The 25,099-nt window shown below is 43.0% G+C and carries 20 protein-coding genes; 7 read left to right on the top strand and 13 right to left on the bottom strand.

Translation table 11 applies throughout. The features are described 5' to 3' along the window. Positions 1-4 precede the first annotated feature (4 nt). Complete coding sequence (gene xthA, locus L2740_RS11985; RefSeq protein ID WP_248950435.1) at positions 5-811, top strand: exodeoxyribonuclease III; 807 nt, start codon at positions 5-7, stop codon at positions 809-811. Between the two features lie 145 nt (positions 812-956). Here the strand turns inward: xthA and L2740_RS11980 are convergent, their stop codons facing one another. Together L2740_RS11980 and L2740_RS11975 are read right to left on the bottom strand one after the other, a co-directional pair. Beyond that, positions 957-1,448: a DUF1097 domain-containing protein gene (locus L2740_RS11980; RefSeq protein WP_248950434.1), complete on the bottom strand. Its 492-nt coding sequence runs from the start codon at positions 1,446-1,448 to the stop codon at positions 957-959. Positions 1,449-1,861: 413 nt separating this feature from the next. After that, positions 1,862-2,506, bottom strand: a complete 645-nt coding sequence (locus tag L2740_RS11975; RefSeq protein WP_248950433.1) for an MBL fold metallo-hydrolase — start codon at positions 2,504-2,506, stop codon at positions 1,862-1,864. Positions 2,507-2,808: 302 nt separating this feature from the next. Between L2740_RS11975 and L2740_RS11970 the strand changes: the two genes are divergently transcribed. From L2740_RS11970 to L2740_RS11960, 3 genes are all read left to right on the top strand, one after another. Continuing rightward, on the top strand, positions 2,809-4,110 hold the full coding sequence (locus tag L2740_RS11970) for an alpha/beta fold hydrolase (protein WP_248950432.1): 1,302 nt from the start codon (positions 2,809-2,811) through the stop codon (positions 4,108-4,110). A 221-nt stretch (positions 4,111-4,331) separates the two neighbouring features. Next, the gene (locus tag L2740_RS11965) at positions 4,332-4,526 is read left to right on the top strand and encodes a DUF4250 domain-containing protein (RefSeq protein ID WP_248950431.1); all 195 of its coding nucleotides are present in this window, start codon (positions 4,332-4,334) and stop codon (positions 4,524-4,526) included. 251 nt (positions 4,527-4,777) lie between these two features. After that, positions 4,778-6,706, top strand: a complete 1,929-nt coding sequence (locus L2740_RS11960; RefSeq protein ID WP_248950430.1) for a B12-binding domain-containing radical SAM protein — start codon at positions 4,778-4,780, stop codon at positions 6,704-6,706. A gap of 46 nt (positions 6,707-6,752) precedes the next feature. Here the strand turns inward: L2740_RS11960 and L2740_RS11955 are convergent, their stop codons facing one another. Further along, positions 6,753-7,187: a hypothetical protein gene (locus tag L2740_RS11955; RefSeq protein ID WP_248950429.1), complete on the bottom strand. Its 435-nt coding sequence runs from the start codon at positions 7,185-7,187 to the stop codon at positions 6,753-6,755. 72 nt (positions 7,188-7,259) lie between these two features. Next, entirely contained in the window at positions 7,260-7,694 is a 435-nt protein-coding gene (locus L2740_RS11950; RefSeq protein ID WP_248950428.1) for a GNAT family N-acetyltransferase, read from the bottom strand. Between the two features lie 189 nt (positions 7,695-7,883). Between L2740_RS11950 and L2740_RS11945 the strand changes: the two genes are divergently transcribed. Continuing rightward, entirely contained in the window at positions 7,884-8,777 is an 894-nt protein-coding gene (locus L2740_RS11945; protein ID WP_248950427.1) for a LysR family transcriptional regulator, read from the top strand. Between the two features lie 62 nt (positions 8,778-8,839). On the opposite strand, the gene L2740_RS11940 is transcribed toward L2740_RS11945, so the two are convergent. Beyond that, positions 8,840-10,879: a DNA topoisomerase III gene (locus L2740_RS11940; RefSeq protein WP_248950451.1), complete on the bottom strand. Its 2,040-nt coding sequence runs from the start codon at positions 10,877-10,879 to the stop codon at positions 8,840-8,842. Between the two features lie 191 nt (positions 10,880-11,070). On the opposite strand from L2740_RS11940, the gene L2740_RS11935 reads away from it, so the two are divergent. After that, positions 11,071-11,337 (top strand): hypothetical protein, encoded by a 267-nt coding sequence (locus tag L2740_RS11935; RefSeq protein WP_248950426.1) that lies wholly within the window; start codon positions 11,071-11,073, stop codon positions 11,335-11,337. 79 nt (positions 11,338-11,416) lie between these two features. Here L2740_RS11935 and purF read toward each other — a convergent pair whose 3' ends face one another. The 8 genes from purF to L2740_RS11895 all read right to left on the bottom strand — a co-directional run bounded on the left by purF (position 11,417) and on the right by L2740_RS11895 (position 22,114). Beyond that, positions 11,417-12,931 carry an amidophosphoribosyltransferase gene (gene purF / locus L2740_RS11930; RefSeq protein ID WP_248950425.1) on the bottom strand — a complete coding sequence of 505 codons (1,515 nt, stop codon included), beginning with the start codon at positions 12,929-12,931 and terminating at the stop codon, positions 11,417-11,419. Between the two features lie 99 nt (positions 12,932-13,030). Beyond that, positions 13,031-13,519: a CvpA family protein gene (locus L2740_RS11925; protein ID WP_248469273.1), complete on the bottom strand. Its 489-nt coding sequence runs from the start codon at positions 13,517-13,519 to the stop codon at positions 13,031-13,033. Positions 13,520-13,634: 115 nt separating this feature from the next. Continuing rightward, positions 13,635-14,264 carry a cell division protein DedD gene (gene dedD, locus L2740_RS11920; protein WP_248950424.1) on the bottom strand — a complete coding sequence of 210 codons (630 nt, stop codon included), beginning with the start codon at positions 14,262-14,264 and terminating at the stop codon, positions 13,635-13,637. Next, on the bottom strand, positions 14,257-15,522 hold the full coding sequence (gene folC / locus L2740_RS11915; RefSeq protein ID WP_248950450.1) for a bifunctional tetrahydrofolate synthase/dihydrofolate synthase: 1,266 nt from the start codon (positions 15,520-15,522) through the stop codon (positions 14,257-14,259). Before folC ends, dedD begins: the two co-directional genes overlap by 8 nt. Positions 15,523-15,613: 91 nt before the next feature. Further along, positions 15,614-16,399: a tRNA pseudouridine(38-40) synthase TruA gene (truA, locus tag L2740_RS11910; RefSeq protein WP_248950423.1), complete on the bottom strand. Its 786-nt coding sequence runs from the start codon at positions 16,397-16,399 to the stop codon at positions 15,614-15,616. Between the two features lie 161 nt (positions 16,400-16,560). Next, on the bottom strand, positions 16,561-19,785 hold the full coding sequence (locus L2740_RS11905) for a FimV/HubP family polar landmark protein (protein WP_248950422.1): 3,225 nt from the start codon (positions 19,783-19,785) through the stop codon (positions 16,561-16,563). 179 nt (positions 19,786-19,964) lie between these two features. Continuing rightward, positions 19,965-20,981, bottom strand: coding sequence for an aspartate-semialdehyde dehydrogenase (locus L2740_RS11900; protein ID WP_248950421.1), 1,017 nt, complete (start codon positions 20,979-20,981; stop codon positions 19,965-19,967). Positions 20,982-20,983: 2 nt separating this feature from the next. Next, on the bottom strand, positions 20,984-22,114 hold the full coding sequence (locus tag L2740_RS11895) for a 4-phosphoerythronate dehydrogenase (protein WP_248950420.1): 1,131 nt from the start codon (positions 22,112-22,114) through the stop codon (positions 20,984-20,986). Between the two features lie 419 nt (positions 22,115-22,533). Between L2740_RS11895 and arrA the strand changes: the two genes are divergently transcribed. Next, on the top strand, positions 22,534-25,092 hold the full coding sequence (gene arrA, locus L2740_RS11890) for an arsenate respiratory reductase molybdopterin-containing subunit ArrA (RefSeq protein WP_248950419.1): 2,559 nt from the start codon (positions 22,534-22,536) through the stop codon (positions 25,090-25,092). Positions 25,093-25,099 lie beyond the last annotated feature (7 nt).

Genomic DNA, 25,099 nt, shown 5'->3' with positions numbered 1-25,099 from the left:
AATAATGAAAATTGTTTCATTTAACATCAACGGACTGCGCGCAAGATTGCACCAATTACAGGCACTAATTGATAGCCATCAGCCTGATATTATTGGTCTACAAGAAACCAAAGTGCATGATGAAGCGTTTCCAGTTGCTGATGTTGAAGCTATGGGCTACAAAGTGCATTACCATGGCGGCAAAGCCCATTACGGCGTTGCAATGCTATCAAAGGCTGAGCCCGTCAAACTACAAAAAGGTTTTCCAACAGATGAAGACGATGCACAGCGTCGTATGATTATAGGAACTTTTACTCAAGAAAATGGGCGTCCACTAACGGTACTTAACGGTTACTTTCCTCAAGGCGATAACATCAGCCACGAGACTAAATACCCTGCTAAGCGTAAGTTCTACAAAGATCTTATGCAGTACTTAAATGAACACCACAGTGCTGACGAAGATATCGCAATTATTGGTGACATCAATATCTCACCTGTAGATCTAGATATTGGTATTGGTGAGCCAAATGCCAAGCGTTGGCTGAAAACCGGTAAATGTAGTTTCCAACCTGAAGAGCGTGAATGGCTAAAAACCTTAATGGATTGGGGCTTGGTCGATACTTTCCGCGAACTTCATCCAACACGCACTGAGCGATACTCATGGTTTGATTATCGCAGCAAAGGTTTTGATGATAACCGTGGCCTACGTATTGACGTAGTGTTAGCCACTAAATCACTTGCAGAACGTCTTGTTGAATCAGATGTAGACTACGATTTACGCGGTATTGAAAAGCCATCTGATCATGCGCCTATCTGGAGCACATTTAGCTAGTTTTATAGCTATAAGTAAACCTAAAGACCAAACTAAAAGTTAGGCTCTAATTGAGGTTACATATAAAAAATGCCAGCAATATTGCTGGCATTTTTTATATGTCCGAGTTAAATCTCAGTGTCATTAGCGATTTAAAAATAAATCCTTACGACTCTTCAACAGTTGGCTCTGGCGTAACGCCTTGAAATTTGTTGGTTAAGGTTATCAACTGGCCTGTTAGCAAACTCATGCTGTAACCTAAAACCGCCCCTATCAATAATGGTGGAATAATCGCAGCGACATCACCGCCCATAGCAAAGGTGATGCAACAACCGATAAATGCGCCGGGAATAAATGCCAACTTTTGGTAGCTCGCCTGCAAACACATAGCCGAAGTAGCAATAGCCGTGAAAATGTAGCCAAATAACGGAGATACAAAGAAGCTACTACCAGAGATGATTAACCAGCCCCAGAATACACCTGATAAATTGGTACTCATCGCCATAAACATGCCTTTTAGGCCTGAATGCGTTTGAGCAAAAAAAGTGCTACAGCTTAAAAAACCAATCCAAGTTACTAAATGAAGCGCGTCCGCAACCCCCGCCCAAATACCTGCGAGTAATCCAGCTGATATAGCAATTTGCCAACGATGTTCCATAGCTCACCTCTTAACGTATAACTCACGTAACGCTCAACTCACTGACTAACGATTAGTGACATACTTTGTTAGTGAGTTAAATTCAGGCTAGCTAAACTACCTTTTTTATCTGTAAAAAAACACGATCTAGACCTAACTCCTGTACTCAAACGTCGATTTATCGCACAAAAACTTAAATTTTGTAGTAAAAGTACCTACAAATAGCTACTCAGCTATATTAATTATTAACAATACAAGCATTAAAAGTTTGTTTAAAACTGATGCTCCAGATCAGCCAATCTGTGTGTCAAAGAATACTTGAATGCTGAAAACAAAAAAGCGCCAGAAGGCGCTTCGTTTTTAGGCTACAGTTATGAGCTCTTTTGCTTACAACTATGGCCTAGCAAATATAACCAATCTAAATTGATTCTTATTTACCCAAACAGCTGATCAGCAACAAATGGGTTTTGCAAACGCTCATCACCAAAAGTCGATAATGGGCCATGACCGGGAATAAACTGCACATCTTTACCTAAAGGCCATAACTTTTGGGTGATCGAGTCAATTAAATCCTGATGATTAGATAACGGGAAGTCTGTGCGACCAATTGAGCCTCTAAATAATACATCCCCAACCCATGCAGTTTTGCTCGACTCTGCAAAAAACACCACGTGGCCCGGCGTATGCCCAGGGCAATGTAATACCTTTAATACTTGATTACCAACGGTAACCTCATCGCCTTCTTCTAAATACTGAGCAGGCGTAAACGCATCGCAATGAACAAAACCAAAATGCTGGCTCTGCTTTGGTAAACTGTCTAACCAGTAGTCATCAGCTTTATGTGGACCAACGATTGGCACATTAAGTTGTGCAGCTAACGCTGCCGCGCCACCAACATGATCAATATGGCCATGAGTCAGCAATACCTTTTCCACTACCACATTATTTTTGGCTGCTTCTTCTAAAATACGCTCAATATTTCCACCAGGATCGACAACCGCCGCTTTCATGGTTTCTGAACACCAAATTAAACTACAGTTTTGCTGAAATGGGGTAACGGGTATTAACTGATACTTCATCGATAAACACCTAAGGCTCTTTTTCGCTGTGAATGGCTAAAGGGTACGTTATGTTGGCCAATTCCACTATCTATTATTAGGATAATTTGCCCCATAGCTCACAAAAACTGCATTATATTTTTTACTCTGCACCCGTCGCTTTGTGGCAATTTGTTTCCATTTAGATAATCCTGATTAATGCCTCATATTTGGTATACAATCAGCGCAACCAGCACAATAGCTTGATGATTTTATCCAGTGCGATTAATCGCCGACTCCATCTCGCGGTGCTCACTTACTAGCGCATTGAAAAGGTCGATACCATGAACTCAGCTTGTTCAGCTCAGCTTACTTTCGCAGGTATGATTGCCCGTAAGCATTATTTTAGTTTACCTCTAGACTACCAACGCCCTGATGGCGAGAAAATCAGCGTATTTGCACGTGAAATATCAAGCCCTGATAACTGCGATAAAGACCTGCCCTTTATTGTATTCTTTCAAGGGGGGCCAGGTTTTGGTGCTGTGCGCCCAGCAGCAAATGGCGGCTGGATTAAGCGTGCCCTGCAAGAATATCGCGTGTTATTGCTCGACCAACGCGGCACAGGCCTTTCAACGCCAGTTAACTTTGCTAGCTTGTCGCACCTTACAAGCGATGAACAAACACAATATTTAAGCCACTTTAGGGCCGACAATATTATTCGTGATGCAGAGGCTATTCGTCAGCAGCTGACTGACAATCAAAAGTGGACAATTCTTGGGCAAAGCTTTGGTGGCTTTTGTGTCTTAAAATATTTAAGTGATGCGCCAGAGGGGCTAGCAGAAGCTTATATTACCGGCGGTATACCGTCGCTAACTCGTCACGCTGATGAGGTTTACCAAGCAACCTATAAGCGCGTTTTGGCAAAAAACCAAGATTTCTTCAGCAGGTTTACCGACGCACAAACACTGGTTAAATCACTGGCAAGCCATATAGAAAGCAACGAAGTGATTTTAGCAACCGGTGAGCGTTTAACCATTGAAATGCTGCAATTACTGGGCATTAATATTGGCATGGAGCAAGGGCCTGAAAGCGTTTACTACCTATTGGAGCAAGCGTTAATTGATACGCCATCTGGCACTCAAGTTAATCCGCTATTTTTGGCACATTTCTGCCAGTTACTCGACTTTAATACCAACCCTATTTTTGCTTTATTGCATGAGTCAATCTACTGTCAAAACACTGCGTCAAATTGGGCGGCGCACCGAGTAAGAAATGAGTTTGCAGAGTTTAATTATCAAGCGGATAAACCATTTTTATTTACTGGTGAAATGGTCTATCCGTGGATGTTTGAGCAATTTAATAATTTAAAACCGTTAAAGCAGGCTGCTGATGCATTGGCGCAAAAGCAAGACTGGCCGATGCTTTATGATTTAGACAAACTTGCCACCAACAAAGTGCCTGTTACGGCCGCAATATACAGTGAAGATATGTTTGTTGAGATGCGGTACAGCTTAGAAACAGCCACCCAAGTTGGCAACTTAAAATACTGGGTTACCTCCGAGTATGAACACAATGGGATCCGTATGGATGGTGAACATATTCTAGATAGATTAATTACAATTAATCGTGGGGAAAAGCTGCGTTAATTAATAAAGGCTTAAGCTTAATACGACATTATGTAATCTGTTCCTCACCTGTATCACTTTAGCAAGTCTTAACCAAGACTTGCTTTTTTTTGTGTAAAAATTACAGCTAGTTTTTACTACACAAATGACTCTCTCTCCGTGCTCTCACATTGGCAATTTTGCATTTCACGATTCATACTTTGAAGGTGAAAAAGCCAACTAAAAGTAACGACGGAGCCATTATGAATATTGATAAGCTCGATACACTATCTGCCGAAGTCCTCGTCGGTATTGCAAACGAACACCTACGTTTAAATTGTAAAGACCAGCAAGCACTGTTTTACGACTTAGATATTGATAGCAAGTTACTTGAGCAAAAACTCGCTGCTAGCGGATTTGAATATGACCCAATATGTAATCAATACAAAAATCGATAATTACCGAGATATAACGTTAAAAATTCATCGCCACCGAAAGCCTTCATCTTCAGTACACCATAATAATTTGTCGCCTTCTGCAACAGAATCATGACGCCAAACTTACTCGAATATCCACTAATAAACGGGTTTTTAGCGAGTACATTTGCTAGAATCCGTGCTAATTTTTTGGCAGCGACATGACTGCCCCACTCTGAACCACAAAAACAGCGTGGTATTGAGTCCCAAAGTTTTACTATTTAAGGCAGGCTATGACCGTTCTTCTAATGACTCCACCTATGACCCAGCTAAATACGCCCTACCCGGCAACAGCGTATTTAACGGGCTTTTTACGCTCTCGTGGCTATGAGGCGGTGCAACGTGATCCTGCGATTGAACTCTTTCTTGAGATGATGACCGCACCGGCGCTTGAAGTTATTCGTCAGCACGTAGAACAAAACTTTGAACATTTTGAAGACGATGAACTGCCCGATGCGATTTTTAACTTTTTGGCTGAATTTGACCGTTACCATCTCACCGTAGAGCCAGCAATTCGCTTTTTACAAGGCAAAGATCCAAGCCTTGCTATGCGCATTAATTCGCGCCGCTTTTTACCTGAAGGACCTGCCTTTGACACCATTGCACAAATGGAAGCCGTATCAGGTGATGTACTTCAAGCCGCATTTGGTAACCTTGGAGTACAAGACAAAGCAAAATATTTAGCAACCTTATTTATTAATGACCTTTCAACTGTTATTACCCAAGGTGTTGACCCTTACTTTGAAGTAAGCCGTTACGGGGAGCAATTAGCCGCGGCAAACCCAAGCTTTGATAACCTCTATGACACCTTGATGGATGAGCCTAGCTTTAGTTCAGAGATCTTAGAGCAACTTGTTGAGCAATACCTTGAAGAAACCCAACCTAGCGTAGTCGCATTAACCGTACCGTTCCCCGGTAATATGCTAGGAGCGCTGCGAATTGCGCAAACCTGTAAAGCTATCAACCCAGAGATCCCAATTGTTATGGGCGGTGGTTTTATCAATACCGAGCTTCGTGCCTTAAAAGATCCTCGGGTATTTGAGTTTGTTGACTTTATCTGTCTCGATGACGGCGAGCGACCTTTTATTACCCTGTTAGAGTACTTTCAAGGTCAGCGTGAAGTCGACGACTTGGTTCGCACTTACTTCCTTGCTGAAGATGAAAATGGCGAAGCCTATGTTCACTTTAATGAAAATGCTGAGCTACACGATATTCCGCAATCAGATGTTGGTGCGCCTGTTTACGATGGCTTACCGCTGGATGAATACCTCTCTTTGTGTGAAATGCTCAACCCTATGCACAGAATTTGGAGCGATGGTCGCTGGAACAAATTAACCATTGCCCATGGCTGCTACTGGCGGAAATGCAGCTTTTGCGATGTTAGCCTAGATTATATCGACCGTTTTGACTCCGCGAGTGCAGATGTGTTGGTAGACAGAATTGAGCAACTCATCGAAGAAACCGGTGAGACAGGCTTCCATTTTGTTGACGAAGCATTACCGCCAAAGCTGTTATTTACCATGGCCAAAAGACTTATCGAGCGCGGAGTGGTGATCAGTTGGTGGGGTAATATTCGTTTTGAGCGCACCTTTAGCAAAGCCCGTTGCCAGTTGTTAGCTGATTCTGGTTGTATCGCTGTCAGTGGTGGTCTTGAAGTTGCGTCAGATCGCTTATTAAAACTAATGAAAAAAGGCGTCAGTGTTGAGCGAGTTGCGCAAGTGACTAAAGCCTTTAGTGATGCAGGTATTTTGGTGCATGCTTACCTTATGTATGGTTTCCCAACACAAACTGAGCAAGAAACTGTCGACTCATTAGAGATGGTGCGCCAAATGATGCAGCAAGGCTGCTTCCAATCAGCATACTGGCATCGCTTTGTTGCAACAGTGCACAGCCCGATAGGCATTAATCCTGAGCAATTTGGTATCACACTTGAAGAGCGACCAGAAATCTTATTTGCTGAAAACGATGTTAATTTTACCGATCCGACGGGCACTGACCATGAAATGCTCGGTGAAGGTCTGCGTAAAGCGATTTACAACTATATGCATGGCATAGGTTTTGAACAGCCAATGAGCTTTTGGTTTAACCAAAAAGTGACACCGACAAAGATGAAAAAAGATCTGATTTCAAGAGCCATTACTAACTTAATTGAAACTGACTAACTGATTAACTGATTAACTGATTAACTCAGTTTGGTGCAATAAACCACTACAAGCCACTGTTTACAGTGGCTTGTTTGTTATCAATCAGCTTAAACAGCTTATATATCAATACAATAGCAATTACATTAATAAGCGTAGGCAGCGATTTTGAAAGCTCATACAGATTTGCAAAATCAATTGGTAAACCATTCACCTCTATCACCAGCAGCGATAGAGGTAATTGCATTAAGATAATTGCCAACCAATTAAATGGAAATTGGCTTAATAGTCGTCGATAAATAAAGACAATCGCCACTGCGCTCAAAAGCGTAATAGCACTATCTTGCAGTATGACTAGCAACCACTCAGGGCTATTGCTATTTAAGCCCTCCACCTCAATTAAATAACTCAATAGTGGCGAATAACTCGCAGCAATGCTAAAGGTAACGGCAGGTAGGCCGGCCGCAATCAAGCCTAATACCATAGCGGGAACATATTTCATCGCAAATCCTTTGCTTAGTCAAAATGATACAGATTAGAATTATGGCTCAAACCTTAACATAGTTAAAACGGGTTAACCCTGAACCTGTAAATATTTGCGTAACCCTATGCGGCTATGTCCTGTAGGAAAACCTTCAAAACGAGTAAACTCCTCAAAGCCTAAACGCTGATAAAACTCTGGCGCTTGCCAGCTTTGAGTCCACAGCCATAAACCGGACAGCTTTTCGCTCACAGCGTATAACTCTGCTTGTTGCATCAACTGCCTTCCCATACCGCTGCCACGACAACTATCAGCAACCCACAGTTCATCAATATATAACCAATCCCAAAGTAGATCAGCGGTTAAGGCTGCGACAAGATTGCCGTGTTCATCTTGCACTGTCCAATTAAGGCGTTGCTGTTCATATGCAGGTGCCAATTGTTGCTGGCTATGAGATTCAAACCCAGCTGATAACTGCACTTGTAATTGTGGGGCTAATTGGCCGTTACTAAATTCAATATTCATCATTTTAATCTCTAAAATTAACCGGCTAAATCTACACGATAAATAGCTCAACTTGTCACTATTATCGCCTATTTGTAGGGTTAAACTTATCAATACTTCTCATTTCAATAATGGTAAATTATTATTTAACTTATCAGCTTAATTCAATTCTTGTGTATCTTAGTGAATCTCAGATCACAGTAAGGCCTTAACATGCTCAATCCTACTTGGCTCAATACCTTTAAAACACTCATTGATGTTGGCCACTTTACTCAAACAGCTGAAAAGTTATATATGACTCAACCAGGTGTTAGCCAGCAAATTAAAAAGTTAGAGCAAGCTTGCGGCCACCCGCTAATTAAGCGTATTAACAAGCAATTTGAGATCACCGAACAAGGTAGGCAAGTTTACCAATATGCGCTAGATGTGGCGCAACATGAAGCTAAGCTTATCGAAAGTTTAAACTTTGATGATCCCTATTCAGGGCAATGCCGTCTATCCTGCTCAGGCTCTTTAGCATTGCTGTATTACCCTGAATTACTCAAGTTGCAGCAGCGCCACCCCAATTTATCCATTCATCTAGAGGCGGCGCCAAATAGCAAAGTCCTAAAAGACATAACTGAAGCGAGTATTGATCTTGGCATTGTGACCCATAAACCAAACGCCTGTGAGTTTAATATTGAACCATTAGGCTGTGAATATTTATGCCTGATTTTGCCAAAGCACTTTGAAGGTAAACAAGTTACCGCACAAACTCTGATGGAATGTGGCGTAGTAAAACATCCTGACTCAGCCCATTACTTATCACTCTACTTTGACCAATGTGGCGTAGCCGAATTCGCCGACATCAATATCGACAAACTACCCACCGCAAGTTATGTCAATCAACTCAGCCAAATTCTATTACCCGTATCGCAAGGCATTGGTTTTACTGTGCTCCCTAAAAGTGCTTTCGACAGTTTTATTCACAAGCAAGAGCTCACTTTACATCAAGCACCACAAAAAGTGACTGAGCAACTCTATTTGGTCAATAAGCGTAATCGCCAGCTACCTGCACGTTACCAAACCTTGCTAAAAGTGCTTAAAGCTAACGTATCACCGCTTTAAATAGACGCTCTAAATGCGATATAAAGCTACTCAGCCATAGCGCTGATTAGCTTTATACCCAATTAACGTTTCTTTGTTGCAGCGGCTTTAGTCGATTTACTTCTTGATGAGCTTGCTCTAGCACTTTTCGTTGTAGCGCTGACACCTTTAGTTGATGTACTTTTTCTCGCTGATGAACGGCGCTTTTTTAAACCTGCATCAGGAGATTTTACTCCTTGTAATGATGTTGGTAATTGCGCGCCAGCTTGTTCAATTAGAGCATGGATTGAGTTAATTAATGGCTGCATAAAGTTTTGATATTTGGCCTCTTTACGACTTATCGCATCGAGATTATTCTCCCATAACGCAGTCATATCTGGCGTAGTGGCACTTTGTGGCAAGCTATTGACTAATCCCTTACCGACTTCAGTTGCTAAGATGGACTTACCTTGGCGTGTTAAATAAGTGCGCTTAAATAACAACTCAATGATCCCCGCACGTGTTGCTTCAGTCCCTAAACCATCTGTATCTTTAAGGATTTTTCTAATTTCAGGATCGGTCACATAGCGGCTAATCCCCGTCATCGCACTAAGCAAGGTCGCATCAGTAAAATGCTTTGGTGGCTGAGTTTGTTTTTCGAGTAATTCGCCGCGCTCACAAAGTAATACTTGGCCTTTTTTCAGCGCTGGTATATTAGCCAGATGCTCGTCATCATCGGTTTGTTGGTCGCTGCTTGTATTACGACTCTCTTTATCTTTGCTTTGCTTTAACAGCTGTTTCCAACCTAAGGCAACTTCTTGCTTGGCCTTAGTTTTAAATAAACCACCGGCAATAATAATGTCGACTTGGGTCTCTTTATAAAGATACGCGGGGTAAAACTGCATCAGGTATTGCCGCGCAATTTGCAGGTATAACTGTTTCTCTGCCTGACTTAAACTGGCTAAATTGGCGGTTTTTTCTGTCGGCACAATCGCATGATGCGCGTCGACTTTTTTATCGTTCCATGCTTTAGATTTTAACTTGGTATTTGGGTCATCACAGCCAGCCACTAGCTCGCTCGCCCCACTCATAACGGCACGTACAACACTTGGCGCTAAGCCATGCTGCTCTACAGGTAGATAACGGCTATCTGAGCGTGGATAAGTAATAAGCTTATGTTTTTCATACAATGACTGACAGGTATCAAGCACCGCTTTGGCGCTCATACCAAAACGTTTAGCGGCGTCAATTTGCAGTGCAGATAAGCTATATGGCAGGGGGGCATTTTGTTTCTTATCTTGTGCGACAACTTTTTCGACAGTGCCGTTTTGGCCGTTTATCCGCCCTACTACATTTTGCGCTAAGCCTTTAGACAGTACTCGCCCTTCCTCATCCATATAGGGCTGACAGGCTTCACTAGGTTGCCATTTAGCGCTAAAGCGTTCTTGTTTATCTGTCGCTAAGTGCGCTAACACCTCATAAAAAGGCTTAGAAACAAATTCGGCAATCTCGGCATCACGGCGCACCACAAGCCCAAGCACAGGCGTTTGCACTCGGCCAACTGATAACACACCTTGATAACCGACTTTTCGTCCCTGAATGGTATAAGCTCTGGTCATATTCATGCCATATAACCAGTCAGCACGAGAACGCGCTAATGCTGACGTTGATAAAGGCACAAACTCTTTATTTAAGCGTAATTGGCCTAAAGCTCTTTTCACCGCTTGCGGGTTTAAGTCGCTTATCAATAATCGTTGTGCATTTTGTAATTTAGCGCCTTTAACCCCAAGGTGAGCAATGATCTCATCAACTAAAAGCTGACCTTCTCTATCAGGATCGCCTGCGTTAACTAGCTGGCTTGCTTCTTTAACTAGACCTCTAAGTACAGCAATTTGGCCACGCATCTTATACTTAGGCTTCATCTTCCAAGTTTCAGGAACGATTGGTAGATGTTCGAACTTCCAAGATTTGTATTCTGGAGCGTAAGCATCTGGCTCAGCTTGCTCAAGCAGGTGCCCGACACACCACGAAACACAGTCGCCATTGGCTGCACGAATAAAACCATCACCTTTCTTTAATGGCTTAGGTAAAACATCGGCTATCGCCCTGCCCAAACTTGGTTTTTCAGCAATATATAAGATCATCGGTAACAAAAAGATTACTGTATAAATTAACAGTAACTGTACATTGAAGTACTTGAAGGTGCAAACAAAAGCCGATAACTCAAGCGAGTTTGCCATTTGAAATGAACTGCCTGCTCAAAGATTGTAAATTTAGTTGAGAACCATTCTCATTAAGTGCTCTAATGGCGATATCTTAAACAGGGGGGATAAAGATGTTAGCGACTTTAAGTAACCATGGAGTTAGGCTCGATAAATTGATGCTATTTCATTTTTTATTAGTCACATCTTGGCTATTAATACTCTCTCCATTTGTACATTTAACCTTAGGTGCCGCGCCGCTATTACTGACCAGCCTTATCGTGCCATTAACCTGTATTAGCAGCTTAATTGGTCTTAAGATTGGCCATGGTTTTGATAAAAGACCCTGCAGCCTACTTTTTGCAAGCTGGATGTTAGTTTGGGCCATGCATTTATTCTAGAGCTTGAAATCGATGTATAAAAAAAGCCGAGCAATTGCTCGGCTTTTTCGTCAACCTCTTTCGAGGCTAACAGGCTTTATTATGGATGACAAACGTTATGCATCTCTAAGTTAGTGCCAATATCTTTACTGCGATTAGCTTTAGCGTCATCGTTACGCAATTGCGTAATATAATCTAGGTATTCTTGGTTTACGTCGTTAGTAACATATTTACCGTCAAATACAGAGGTTTCAAAACGCTTAATCGCTGGGTTTTCTTTACGTACCGCTTCAATTAGATCCGGTAGCGATTGGAAAATCATGCCATCGGCACCGATTAGCTTGGTGATCTCTTCAACATCACGACCGTGGGCAATAAGCTCATTAGTGGTTGGCATATCAATGCCGTATACGTTCGGGAAGCGAATTTCAGGGGCTGCTGATGCAAAGTACACTTTGTTAGCACCTGCTTCACGCGCCATCTCAATGATCTGCTCAGACGTAGTGCCACGAACAATTGAGTCATCAACCAGCAAGACGTTTTTGCCCTTAAACTCAGCGTTAATAGCGTTAAGTTTACGACGTACTGACTTTTTACGCTCTTGCTGACCCGGCATAATAAAGGTACGGCCGATATAACGGTTTTTCACAAAACCTTGGCGGTAAGGTAAGTCCATGTGGCGAGCGATCTCTAAGGCGATATCACACGAGGTTTCTGGGATTGGAATAACCACATCAATATCGTGATCTTCCCATTCTTTGTTGATCTTCTCACCCAGCATAGTCCCCATATTCACACGGCTGCTATAAACAGAAATGTTGTCAATGGTCGAATCCGGACGGGCAAAGTAAACGAACTCAAAAATACACGGTGCATAGCTTGGAGAATGTGCACATTGGCGGGTGTAAAGCTCACCTTCTAAGGTAATATAAACAGCTTCACCAGGTGCAACATCGCGCATAAACTCAAAGCCAACAGCATCAAGTGCTACGCTTTCAGAGGCAACCATATATTCAGTACCTGTCTCAGTTTCGTGCTTACCTAGCACAAGTGGACGAATACCAAATGGGTCTCTAAATGCAACCAAGCCCTGACCGATAATCATTGCCACAACCGCATAAGCACCGCGGGTTAATTCGTGAACTTGGGTGACGGCATTAAACACTTCATCAGGGCTTAGATTGTGAGTGGTGGTATTTTGTAACTCGTCGGCTAGCAGGTTCAGTAGCACTTCAGAGTCAGAAGTCGTATTAACGTGACGGCGTTGCTTCACTAGGCGCTCATGCAACTCAACCGTGTTGGTTAAGTTACCATTATGAGCAAGTGAAATACCAAATGGCGAGTTTACATAAAACGGCTGCGCCTCTGACGCACTTGAGCTACCTGCCGTAGGGTAACGCACATGCCCTATACCTGAATTACCTTGCAGGCGTTGCATATGCTTTGGCTCAAAAACATCCTTAACCAAACCATTAGCTTTACGTAATCTAAACGCATAGCCATCTACAGTCACAATGCCTGCAGCATCCTGTCCACGATGCTGAAGCACGGTCAGTGCATCATAAATGGTTTGATTAACCGATGTCTGACCTACTATTCCGACGATACCACACATGGGTGAGTTTCCTCATTGTAAGATGTTCTATTATTTAATATTTATTGCCGTAATCGCTTATCTAAACTCGACTATGACCAAGTAATGCTTTAATGCATTTTATATTTTGGGTACAAAGCTTGAGGTGTTTTCCACGTAGTCAAAAAACCACTGGATCACAACTCCAAATTCGGGCACGAGTGTAGAATCCTGCCACCAATCTGTGTTGGGTGCTCCGGTAAAAGCATCCATAAAAAACAGTAACGCGCTAACGATTAATGCGCCCCTAAGCGCACCAAAACATAAGCCCAATACTCTATCTGTGCCTGACAATCCGGTTTTAGAAACCAATTGACCAATTAAGTAGTTAACTAATGCGCCAAGCACCAGCGTTGCGACAAATAAGATAGCAATGGCTACACCATTACGTACCATTTCATCCTGCATCTGAGTGAGATGTTCTGCGAGCTTAAGATAGAACTGGCTTGCAATAAAAAAGGCGGCAAACCAAACAACGAGAGACATGGCTTCTTTTACAAAACCACGGACCAAACTTATCAGAGTTGATAGTCCGATAACGATAATGATGGCGTAATCAATCCAAACCATTTAAGAAATAATCCAGCAAAGGGGTTAAGACGGCGCGATTCTATCAGAGACAGAGTTATTTCTCACCCTTTGGCAACGAAATAACTTTTTCTCTGATAAAGACAATCGCAATTTACTATTTTTCCACAGGATTATAGGCAACAATGCGCCCTTTTAGCTCTGTGAGTTTATAGATATCGTTCTGCATACGGCTCAATTTATCTTTGGAGATATTGGGCCCAACAAACACTTTAGTTAACTGGCCATCAACAGGCTTTGTTGGCAAAGTATAAGCAGTAAAGCCTTTTGCTCTGAGTCGATTAACAAGACCTTTAACGTTGGCGGCATTATTGAAACTGCCTAGCTGAATCGTCCACGCGGCAGAAGGTTTTGTTACTGGCTTTGGTTGCGGTTTAGCTTCAGTTTTTGCGACCACTTTTTCAGTGACTTTAGCTGACTCAGTTGCTGGAGCTTTGGCAGCCGATTGCGCTTCATTAGCCTCTTCAGTTTCAGCGATATGCCAAGAATCATCACCATTTGAGTCCGCAGTTTCGCCCTCACCAAGATCAAGTGAATTAATATCTTGATCAGGCAAGTTGTCTTGCTCAGATAAACTGCTTTGTTCTATTTCAGGCCTTAGGGGAATTTCTGCAAACTGCTCCTCTTCGCGCTGTTTTTTGCCATCCAATATATCGGGTAAAAATATAACCCCTAGTGCCACAATTACAATGACGCCCACTAGACGGTTTTGAAATTGACTAGACAAGCTCTTCCCCCTTAAACAAATCTTTAAAACCCGCTACTGTGTAAAACGAGCCAAAAACAATAACAACATCATCGGCTTGTAACTGAGCTTTAATAGCCTGCCAAGCATCTTGCATCTGCGCAAATGTTTGTGCACTTGCGCCTTGAGGCATAAGTGCATTTAGCTCAATCGCTGATGCGCCGCGAGGCCCAGCTAAATCACATAAAAACCATTCATCCACATCTGTAGCTAGCACTTGTAATACTGAGCGTGCATCTTTATCTTTTAACATGCCGCAAAGCGCAAATAAACGCGCTTTTGGCATTGCCGCTAAACGCGACTTTAAATAACGGGCTGCATGAGGATTATGGGCAACGTCCACAATAACCTTTGGTGACTGACTCAAATGCTCTAATCGACCTGCAAGCTGAGTTTCGCCAACCGCTTTAGCAACTATCGCCGCAGGAATAGTCGGACATAAATGCTCTAGTACCGCGATAACGGTTGCAGCATTAGGTTGCGGCAAAAACGGCAATGGAAGTTGACTTAAATTAAACCGCTGACCTTGGTAGTGCCAATCTTGTGCCGTACATTGATAGCTAAACTCGCTGCCAACTCGATACAATAACGCGCCGGTATTTTCAGCTACTTGAATTAATGATTCTGGGCAATCTCCCTCACCAACAATAGCCGGTTTGTTTGCTCTAAAAATTCCTGCTTTTTCTGCGCCAACCAGCTCCCGGGTATCACCTAAATACTCTTGATGGTCTAAATCAATTGAAGTGACAACTGCAATGTCAGCGTCAATTAAATTTGTAGCATCTAAGCGACCGCCAAGACCGACTTCGAGTAACACAACATCAAGTTTGGCTGCTTTAAATAAATACAAACCAGCAAGCGTTGCGTACTCAAAGAAAGTTAATGAGATCTCAGCTCTTGCTAATTCAATCGCTTCAAACGCTGCAACTAATGCCACATCAGTTGCATCAACACCATTGATCCGCACTCGCTCATTGTAATTAAGCAAATGAGGCGAGCTATATACGCCAACACTTTTACCAGACAATTGCAGTGCGGCTTCAATCATGGCGCAAGTTGTGCCTTTACCGTTAGTCCCTGCAACCGTCACGACTTTTGTGTCAGCTAAGTGGTCAAGCTCCATACGCTTTGCCACTGCCTGCACTCGCGCTAACCCCATATCAATTTCAGTTGGGTGTATAGCGAGTAAAAAATCTAACCAAGTGGTTAGCGCTGCTCCGCTTGGCGGCGCAGCTTGCATAAGTGTATCGTTTTCAATCACAAAATTTATCCATTAACATCGTAAAAGGTTGCAAGCTTACGTTACAAAAAGGCATTCAAAGCAAGTTGGATTAATCCAACATAAATAACGGCCCTAGGGCGAGCTTTGGTAATTGGTAACTCTCAGGATAGGTCACATCAACTAAATACAGACCGTTCGGCTTGGCTGTTGCTGCGGCTTGATTTCTATCTTTCAGCGCAAGTAACTGCTCAATCCACTCGATAGGTTGATTGCCGTAACCGACTTCCAGCAAAGATCCCACAATATTACGCACCATGTGATGCAAAAATGCATTGGCTTTAATATCAACACAAATATACATACCTTGGCGAGTCACATTGACTTCGTGCACGCAGCGAAATGGCGTATTCGATTGGCAATGAACAGCTCTGAAACTAGTAAAGTCTTGCTCACCTAATAGGTATTGAGCCGCTTGATGCATTTTAGTTTCATCAATATCACCTGGGTAGTGACTCACGCCACCACGCAAAATACCAGGGCGTAATTGGTGATTATAAATCATGTAACGGTAACGTCTTGCAGTTGCAGTAAAGCGAGCGTGAAACTCATCATCAACAACTTTTACCCAGCGCACAGCGATATTATCAGGAAGGTGAACATTCACACCCAAGGTCCATGCAGTGTCTTTACGTATAGCGTTGGTTTCAAAGTGAACCACTTGACCTGTGGCCGAAACACCGGCATCGGTGCGCCCTGCACATTGCACAGCGATAGGCTCATTGGCGACTTTGGATAATGCCTTTTCTAAACGCGCCTGTACTGTGTCAACTTCCGCCTGACGTTGCCATCCGAAATATTGACTACCATCGTACTCTATACCTAGTACAACCCGCATTTCACACCTCTATCACTCGGTTAAACTGCTATAAGACTGTTAGCATTTTCGTAAAACAATCAAATAGGCAAAATCTATTAATTGGCGGCGATTCTAGCACACTCAGGACAAACGATGAGTATAAAAAAGGCGCCAAAGGCGCCGTTTTTACAATGTGATATTTATACTAACTCTTTCAGTAAGCCGACAGCTTCTGCCTGTTGGCGATCATTACCATCTAGCTCAACTTCTTTAAGTAGGGCTCGAGCGCTGTCATTATCATCAATTTCGATATAAGCACGGGCCAAGTCTAACTTAGCGTTGACAGAGTTCTCTTCATCATCAACATCGACCATTGAAGAGTTACCCATCAACGAGTTGAGCTCTCCCATATCAACATCAAACTGTTTATAAAGATCGGTTTCACCATTGTCTTCATCGGCTTCACTTAACAGCATATCAATATCGATAAAGCCATTATCACGTTGGAAATTGCTTAAATCTTGCTGCTCTGTCGCTTCATCGCTTGGCTTATGCTCAACATACTCTTCAGCATCGAGCGCGGCTAATGCTTCATCGACCGTCATTTTACTATCGCTGTCGAGCGTAAAGCTGTCATCAGATAAATCGAGTGAACTATCTTCAACATCACCGGCTTGAGCTAAATTACTCAGCAACTCTTCATCTGTTAACTCTGTTGCCGCTGCAATATCTAAATCAAAGTCTGAGTTTAACGCTTCAAGATTATTTTCTTTTTCCTTGAAACTATCGTCGTTAACAAGGCCGATTTCATTATCAGTTGATGTAGACAGAGGTGCAGAAATTGATTCCCAATCAAGCGAATTATCCGTGGTTTGATTGTCTGCTTTTAAATCGTCAAAGAACCCTGATTCTTTTTCGCTAACTTGTGACGCTTCTGTGGACTCAAACTCTGTTTTAGGCGCTAAAAATGCATCAATATCTGCTTGCTTGGCAAGTTCAACTTGTTCTTGCTGCGCTGCAGCCTCTTGTAGCTCTCGAGTTAAAAAGTCTTGTTCGTTCTCTGAACCATGCTTATCTGAATCAACTGTCTCGCTATCTTGATCTGCGCTACTGAAGTTAATGTTATCGAAATCTATACTTTCAACATCACTACTTAAATCAGAATCACTTGCTTCGGCTGTAAAGCTCTGAGTTTCTGTTTCTGTTTCTGTTTCTGTTTCTGGCTCAAGCTCAGGTACTAGCTCTGTTACAGGCTCAAGAGTATTTTCCGTTGTTGCAAGCTCTAGATCATCGCTTTCATTAGGATCAAATTTTGTTGTTTCTTCCGCGGTGTCAGTATGCTCTAAACCGCCTGTAATCTCGGGGCTGTCAGAGTCACTTGGCATATCAAACTCTGCCAACAAAGCATCAATTTCACTGTCTAATTCGCTATCAAGTTTTTGTTGCTCAGTGCTATCTTCATCTTCTAGCTCTGCCGCAATTTCAAAACCTAACGCAAGCTCGGCAGCCATTTCATCAGATAACGAATCAATATCTTGTTGAGATCCTGCATCATTCGAATCGTTTTCTAATGATGCTAATAATGCTTCTAATTCGTCATCAGTATTTACCGCATCATCGTCAGTGACAGTGTCTTGCGCCTGAGCTTCAGGTTCATCAAAACCTACAAGCAGCGCATCTAAATCATCGTCATCAGTATTTACCGCATCATCGCCTGTGACAGTGTCTTGCGCCTGAGTTTCTGGCTCATCAAAACCTGCAAATAATGAATCTAAATCGTCATCACTATTTACCGCATCATCGCCAGTGACAGTGTCTTGCGCCTGAGCTTCAGGTTCATCAAAACCTGCAAGCAGCGCATCTAAATCATCGTCATCAGTATTTACCGCATCATCGCCTGTGACAGTGTCTTGCGCCTGAGTTTCTGGCTCATCAAAACCTGCAAGCAGCGCATCTAAATCGTCATTATCACTATTTACCGCATCACCGCCTGTGACAGTGTCTTGCGCCTGAGCTTCAGGTTCATCAAAACCTGCAAGCAGCGCATCTAAATCATCATCTGTATTTACCTCATCATCGCCAATAACTGAATCTTGCGCTTGAGTTTCAGGTTCATCAAAACCTGCTAATAATGAATCTAAGTCATCGTCTGTACTAGAGTTAGTGTCAAACCCATCAAGAGAGTCAGCTTGGTCTTGCTCACCCATTGCTTCAGCCCACAAATCATCGAGAGACTGACCATCATCCTGACTATCTTCAACAACAATATCTTGTTCATGTGCAACAGCACCAGCGGCGATACCTGCAGCACCCACGGCAGCAATTTCTTTTAGCGGAAGATCATCGGCGCCACTGTCAGTATCTAGGTGAACAGCCATATCATCAGCGTCATCTGCTGTAGGCTCAGCATTATTAACTGGCTTATCTGCATCAGACGCGCTGTTCTCAACTTGTTGCTCTGCCGTTGAGTCTTGTGCTACTGGCTCCTTTTTACGACGTAAGAACAGCCAGAAAATCCCAATAACAATAATCGCTGGAAGCACAGCCCCTAGGACCAACAATAGTGGATTGTCCATTATGGTGCGCCACAGATTACTCGTTGGCTCGTTTTGTGATTCTGTAGCCTTAGCCATTTGTTGCTGACTGACTTGAATTTCTTGCTCTAGAGCCGCGGTTTCAGCTTTTGCCTCTTGCAGTGCTTGCTTTAACAGTGCGTTTTCTTGCTTAAGCTGACTGATTTCATCTTGAAACGCAGCTGTATCAGAAGAGCCCACCACGATTTCATCACTCGCTCGTGCCAGTTCGTCGGTAAGTTCTAAATTTTTAGCTTGGATTGATTCAACTTGTGCAGTTAAGCTCTTAACCTCTTCAGATAGCTCTGCAATCAGCGGGTTAGACTTTGAACTGCTATTTGGACTTACTGTATTTGCTGCAATTACTGGCTTAGGAGCCGCTTTAGCTGGAGTGCTAGGTTGAGTAACAACAGAACTTGAAGACCATCTTTGATCATTGTTTTCAGCACGAGCTTTGGCATCAGCAGCAGGCGTTTGTTGCATGACGGATTTACTCGGCACCAACAAAATCATGCCGCGCTCTAAACTGTTGTAATTTTTGCTTGAGAAAGCGTGCGGGTTAGCATCAAAAAGTGCTGACATAACTTGATAAACAGTAACACTATTATCAGGCTTTACAGCTTGAGCAATACTCCAAAAGGTATCCGCTGATGTTGTCGGACCATACTGGCGAACACCTTGAGGATCACTCTGATTTACTTGCGCATTTGTTTGAATATTACTTTTTACTTGGCCGTCGGGCCCGGTAATTTTCAGTGGCTCAGCGGCCGTCGCAGAATGAATCGAAGGAGCAGCAATAGCCACTATTCCAGTAGCTATTAAGCCAACAAGATACGAAGTGCGAAAGTTCATCAATCCTTCCCTTTAAAGCACGCTTGTGTCACCACCCTGGTGACGAGCTTTAGGCAATTGTATTTATTGAGATTACTATAAACTAGATTCCGATGCCCTGCTACTGTTCACATCTTTAAAACATAAAAAGCCCGCATTCTGCGGGCTTTTTCATCATTTACTTATATTAAAAACAGCGATTAATAATAATCTCTGATTAAAACCTCAGCAATTTGTACGCTGTTTAGTGCTGCACCTTTACGGATATTATCTGATACAACCCAAAGGTTTATGCCGTTTTCATGAGAGATATCTTTACGAATACGGCCAACATACACAGGATCACTGCCAGCGCCTTCAGTCACTGCCGTTGGGTAATCTTCATCACCTCCAAACAGTTCAACACCCGCTGCGCCGCGAAGTACTGACTTAACATCTTCAGCATCAACAGGTTGAAGTGTTTCTAAATGAATTGCTTCTGAGTGGCCATAAAACACTGGTACGCGCACTGCGGTTGGGTTCACAACGATATTGTCGTCGCCAAAGATTTTTTGCGTTTCCCACACCATCTTCATCTCTTCTTTGGTGTAGCCGTTTTCCATAAATTTATCAATTTGTGGTAATACGTTAAACGCGATTTGCTTTGGATACGCTTTTGGCTCTACTGGTAGGCCCTGCAATAACTTAGCGCACTGACCCGCTAATTCTTCAATCGCTTGCTTACCAGAACCAGACACTGATTGATAAGTCGCTACGTTAATACGCGAAATACCGTATGTATCGTAAATAGGCTTAAGTGCAACCAGCATTTGGATAGTTGAACAGTTTGGGTTGGCGATAATATTGCGATTTCTAAAATCAGCAATCGCTTCTGGGTTCACTTCTGGGATCACCAAAGGTACGTCAATGTCGTATCTAAAGTGCGAAGTGTTATCAATCACAACACAACCATTTTCAGCGGCAATTGGTGCCCACTTAGCAGAGACATCGCCACCAGCAGAAAAGAAACCGATCTGAGCCTGTGACCAGTCAAAGGTGTCTACGTCTAAAATTTCGACCTGTTTACCGTGGAAGCTGACCGTATCACCGGCACTGCGGCTGCTGGCTAATGGATATAAATTTGCAACCGGAAAGTTACGCTCTTCTAGGATCTCAATCATTGTTTGACCCACTGCGCCCGATGCACCTAATACGACAACATTAAATTCCTGCGACATAATTACAGCTCGACTCCTGAAAACCCTAAATTGGACAACCAATTTACATCAGTTTGCCCCGTGTTGCCTACCTTTAATGCACTAAATTCACGGCGATGTGTGTGATTTTTTCTCATCTGATCAAACCCCTGTGGATTTAAGAACTGTTTTCTAAATAATTCATCGTCATCGCGCAAATCATAGACAAATCTAGCCAGCTGTAATAACGCTCTTTCATTGCTCATTTCAGCGACTGAGAGCTGCTCACTCCAAAGGTTAGGAAGCAAACTATCCATTTGTTTATCTGCCGTTAAATTTAGCACTTTTGCTAATTGCTGGTAGAGCATGTAGGTGCCGCGGGCTTTGCCCTCGAGTGAGTAACCTGCAATGTGCGGCGTACAAAATTCAATATAGGGTACAAGCTCTGCCATAGGATTAGGCTCACCTTCCCACACATCGAGTACAACTTTAACATCGTCTCGCTGTTGCTTGAATTTAATCAAGGCGCGGTTATCGATAACTTCACCACGGCAACAGTTAAGTAACCAAGTATTTTGCTTTAAACTATTCAAACGCTGCTCATCGAACAAATACCAAGTCTTATGCTCACCTTGCTTGGTTATAGGCACATGTAAGCTAATGACATCAGATTTCTCTATTAGGCTATCTAAAGATACAAACTCTCGTCTGTCGCCACTTTGCTGTAATAGCGGATCACATAACAACACCTCAATACCATAGGCTTCAAGGCATTTAGCCACTGCCGTACCGGTATTACCTGCCCCCACAATCCCCACCACTTTGCCTTTTAGTGGGCTATTAAAGCGCTGCGCTAACTCAAGCATGGCGATAAATGCAAACTCGCCCACTGCTGTTGCGTTACAACCTGGCGCATTTGAAAAAGGTACATTACGACTTGCAAGGTACTCTTGATCAATATGATCGGTGCCTATGGTTGCGCTACCTACAAATTTAAGCTTGGAATTAAGTGCTAATAACTCTGGATTCACCCGAGTGACTGAACGCACTAACAGCACATCTGCATCTTGTACTTGCTCTGCGGTTAACTTCCTACCGTTTACAGTTTCAATCCTGCCAAAATCGGCAAATAACTGTTGTACATAAGGCATATTTTCATCGGCAAGGATTTTCATTAGGGTGTCCAATAACAGCTATAGTAGGTGTGGGACCATTCTAGCAAGAGGAACTATCCAATAGAAACAAAGGATTAAAATTTGCTTACATTACTAGTATTTAGTTTCTACTCAATTTCACTCTAGAAATTAGCGTGTTAATGATTGCTTATTCGCATCTCCAAAGTACATAACTGCAAGCGTGAGATTATCGCTCAATTTGCAGCCACTTTCGTTGATTACTCAACTATTCGCTGGTCAGTTAAGCAGCGTTTTTTGGTGATCTCGCTCTAAATTAATTCAGACAACCAATAGCAATAATCCAGAAATGTGACATTCCGCTTACAAGGGGGCTACCAATCCCACTTGATTAAACGTATATATAACTAGGTGCATATACGCAATTTTATATATCTAAAATTATTTAAAGTTGTGGGTTTATGAGCGAGAAAATCGATACACGCAGAAGAACGCTATTAAAAACAACAGCTGCGACAACGGCTTTAGCAACAGTAGGCTGCAGTAGCTCAATGACACCTGTCATTGAAGGAATTGAGCACGAGCTGCCAAAGTCAGACAAGATCACTGGCACCGGTAAATGGGTGGCTACAACCTGCCAAGGTTGTACCTCATGGTGTGCTAAACAAACGTACATTATTGAAGGGCGAGCTGTAAAAGTAAGAGGTAACCTAAACTCTCATGTTCATGGCGAGTCTAGCTGCCCAAGACAGCACCTAAGTCTGCAACAAGTTTATGATCCTGACAGAGTCCGAAGTCCTTTAATGCGTACCAACCCTAAAAAAGGCAAAGAACATGATCCTATGTTCAAGCCAATTTCTTGGGATGAAGCATTCGATCTACTCGCCGATAAGATCATCGCATTGCGTAATGCCGGTGAAGCGCACCAATACGCATTACTTCGTGGTAGATATTCGCATATCAATGAGTTTATCTATAAACACCTCACCAATATGATTGGCTCGCCAAACAACATATCTCACAGCTCGATTTGCGCAGAGGCGCATAAAATGGGGCCTTATTATCAGGATGGTAACTGGGGCTATAACCAATATGATATCGAGAATACCAAGTTTATTTTATCATTTGGTGCAGATCCTATCGCCAGTAACCGCCAAGTATCTTATTACTCAAAAACATGGGGCAGCGCGTTAGATAATGCCAAGGTCGTGGTGGTTGATCCGCGCCTATCCATTTCGGCGAGTAAAGCGCATAAATGTATCCCAATTGAACCAGCTCAAGACAGTGTGCTTGCACTTGCTATAGCACACGTCGCGTTAGTTGAAGGCATTTGGCATAAACCGTTTGTAGGTGACTTTAAGTCGGGTAGCAACCTCTTTAAAGCGGGACAAACCGTTGACCCAACACTCTTTGAGGAAAAGCACACTTACGGCCTTGTTGAGTGGTGGAACTTAACCCTAAAGGATTACACCCCTGAATGGGCAGAATCTATTAGCCAAATTCCTGCACAAACCATTGTGCAAATTGCTAAAGACATGGGCCAAGCTGCACCCGCAGTGCAAGTGTGGACATCTCGCGGCGCGGTAATGCATACGCGAGGTACTTATACCTCTTTAGCTTGCCATGCACTAAACGGACTATTTGGTGGTATCGACAGTAAAGGCGGCGTATTCCCCGCGAATAAAATCGCACTAAATAAAAAATTCCCAGACTCTAAGCCCTACCTTGACGACATCGCGGCTAAGAGTATTAAGCAACCTAAGATTGACCAGCGCGGCACCTTAGCCGTTCCAGCATTAAAGAAAGGCAAACCCGGCGGCGGTGTTGTTACCAGCAATACAGCAAATGGCATGTTAAGTGGCGACCCATACAAAATTAAAGTGATGTTGGCTTACTTCAATAACTTTAACTTCTCCTCCCCTGAGGGGCAGCGCTGGAATGATGCCTTGAGTGAAGTGGAGTTTATGGCTCACGTAACCACTAACATTTCTGAATTCAGCTGGTTTGCCGATATTATCTTGCCTGCAAATCATCACATGTTCGAAAAATGGGGCGTATTAGATTCAATTGGCAACAGTGTCCATCAAGTATCAGTACAGCAACCGTCAATTGATCGCTTGTGGAATACTAAAGATGACGAGTCCGAAATCCCCTATCTTCTCGCGAAAAAGCTAGCAGAAAAAGGCTTCGATAAACCATGGCGTTACATCAACGAGCAGTTGCTGGATCCAGAAACTAAACAGCCCGCTAGCAATGAGCTAGATTTCGGCAAGCTTCTTGTCAGATACGTTACCTCTCCTCTATGGCTCAATGCCTCGGATAAATATGGTCCACCTATGGCAGGCTGGGATGACTTTATCGACAAAGGTGTGTGGAATAGTCATCCATACAAACTTGGGTCACGCTGGGGCAATTTTAAAACTGAAACCAAACAGTTTGAGTTTTATAGCAAAACTTTAGAAAAAGCCTTAACTAAGCATGCCAAAAATCACCACGTTAGCGTAGATGATGTGATGCAAGCTTGTGATTATGATGCGAGAGGTCAGATAGCATTTGTGCCTCATTATGAAATGCCATACCGTTTTGGCGACGCTAAGCAATATCCGTTTTTACTAGTAGATCAAAAGTCACGCCTAAATAAAGAAGGCCGCTCAGCGAATACGCCATGGTACTACGAATTTAAAGATCTCGATCCTGGGGATATCGCCCAAGAAGACAGCGCCAAAATAAATCCAGTCGATGCAGAGCAACTCGGCATTAAAACTGGCGATCAAATTATGGTCACGAGTCCTGTAGGCCAACTCACTTGTACCGCAGTGTTATGGGAAGGCGTTAGACCTGGCACCATTGCAAAATGCTTTGGTCAAGGGCATTGGGCTTATGGCCGCAACGCCAGCAAAATATTTGGTAAAGCAGCACGGGGCGGCGCCAATAACGATATTATCGCCGATCGTTATGACCGCCTAAGCGGTGCATCAGCGTTTTATGGACATATTCGAATTCAAATAGCAAAGGTCTAAGGGGAAT

This window comes from Shewanella pneumatophori, from assembly GCF_023283895.1.
Lineage (GTDB): Bacteria > Pseudomonadota > Gammaproteobacteria > Enterobacterales > Shewanellaceae > Shewanella > Shewanella pneumatophori.
Note: the sequence above shows the minus strand (reverse complement) of the source record. Positions and strands in the feature narration are given on the sequence as shown.

Coding starts and splice junctions, on each gene's coding strand:
- xthA (WP_248950435.1), top strand. CDS start 5: ATGAAAATTGTTTCATTTAACATCAACGGACTGCGCGCAAGATTGCAC.
- L2740_RS11980 (WP_248950434.1), bottom strand. CDS start 1,448: ATGGAACATCGTTGGCAAATTGCTATATCAGCTGGATTACTCGCAGGT.
- L2740_RS11975 (WP_248950433.1), bottom strand. CDS start 2,506: ATGAAGTATCAGTTAATACCCGTTACCCCATTTCAGCAAAACTGTAGT.
- L2740_RS11970 (WP_248950432.1), top strand. CDS start 2,809: ATGAACTCAGCTTGTTCAGCTCAGCTTACTTTCGCAGGTATGATTGCC.
- L2740_RS11965 (WP_248950431.1), top strand. CDS start 4,332: ATGAATATTGATAAGCTCGATACACTATCTGCCGAAGTCCTCGTCGGT.
- L2740_RS11960 (WP_248950430.1), top strand. CDS start 4,778: ATGACCGTTCTTCTAATGACTCCACCTATGACCCAGCTAAATACGCCC.
- L2740_RS11955 (WP_248950429.1), bottom strand. CDS start 7,187: ATGAAATATGTTCCCGCTATGGTATTAGGCTTGATTGCGGCCGGCCTA.
- L2740_RS11950 (WP_248950428.1), bottom strand. CDS start 7,694: ATGATGAATATTGAATTTAGTAACGGCCAATTAGCCCCACAATTACAA.
- L2740_RS11945 (WP_248950427.1), top strand. CDS start 7,884: ATGCTCAATCCTACTTGGCTCAATACCTTTAAAACACTCATTGATGTT.
- L2740_RS11940 (WP_248950451.1), bottom strand. CDS start 10,879: ATGATCTTATATATTGCTGAAAAACCAAGTTTGGGCAGGGCGATAGCC.
- L2740_RS11935 (WP_248950426.1), top strand. CDS start 11,071: ATGTTAGCGACTTTAAGTAACCATGGAGTTAGGCTCGATAAATTGATG.
- purF (WP_248950425.1), bottom strand. CDS start 12,931: ATGTGTGGTATCGTCGGAATAGTAGGTCAGACATCGGTTAATCAAACC.
- L2740_RS11925 (WP_248469273.1), bottom strand. CDS start 13,519: ATGGTTTGGATTGATTACGCCATCATTATCGTTATCGGACTATCAACT.
- folC (WP_248950450.1), bottom strand. CDS start 15,522: ATGCAAGCTGCGCCGCCAAGCGGAGCAGCGCTAACCACTTGGTTAGAT.
- truA (WP_248950423.1), bottom strand. CDS start 16,399: ATGCGGGTTGTACTAGGTATAGAGTACGATGGTAGTCAATATTTCGGA.
- L2740_RS11905 (WP_248950422.1), bottom strand. CDS start 19,785: ATGAACTTTCGCACTTCGTATCTTGTTGGCTTAATAGCTACTGGAATA.
- L2740_RS11900 (WP_248950421.1), bottom strand. CDS start 20,981: ATGTCGCAGGAATTTAATGTTGTCGTATTAGGTGCATCGGGCGCAGTG.
- L2740_RS11895 (WP_248950420.1), bottom strand. CDS start 22,114: ATGAAAATCCTTGCCGATGAAAATATGCCTTATGTACAACAGTTATTT.
- arrA (WP_248950419.1), top strand. CDS start 22,534: ATGAGCGAGAAAATCGATACACGCAGAAGAACGCTATTAAAAACAACA.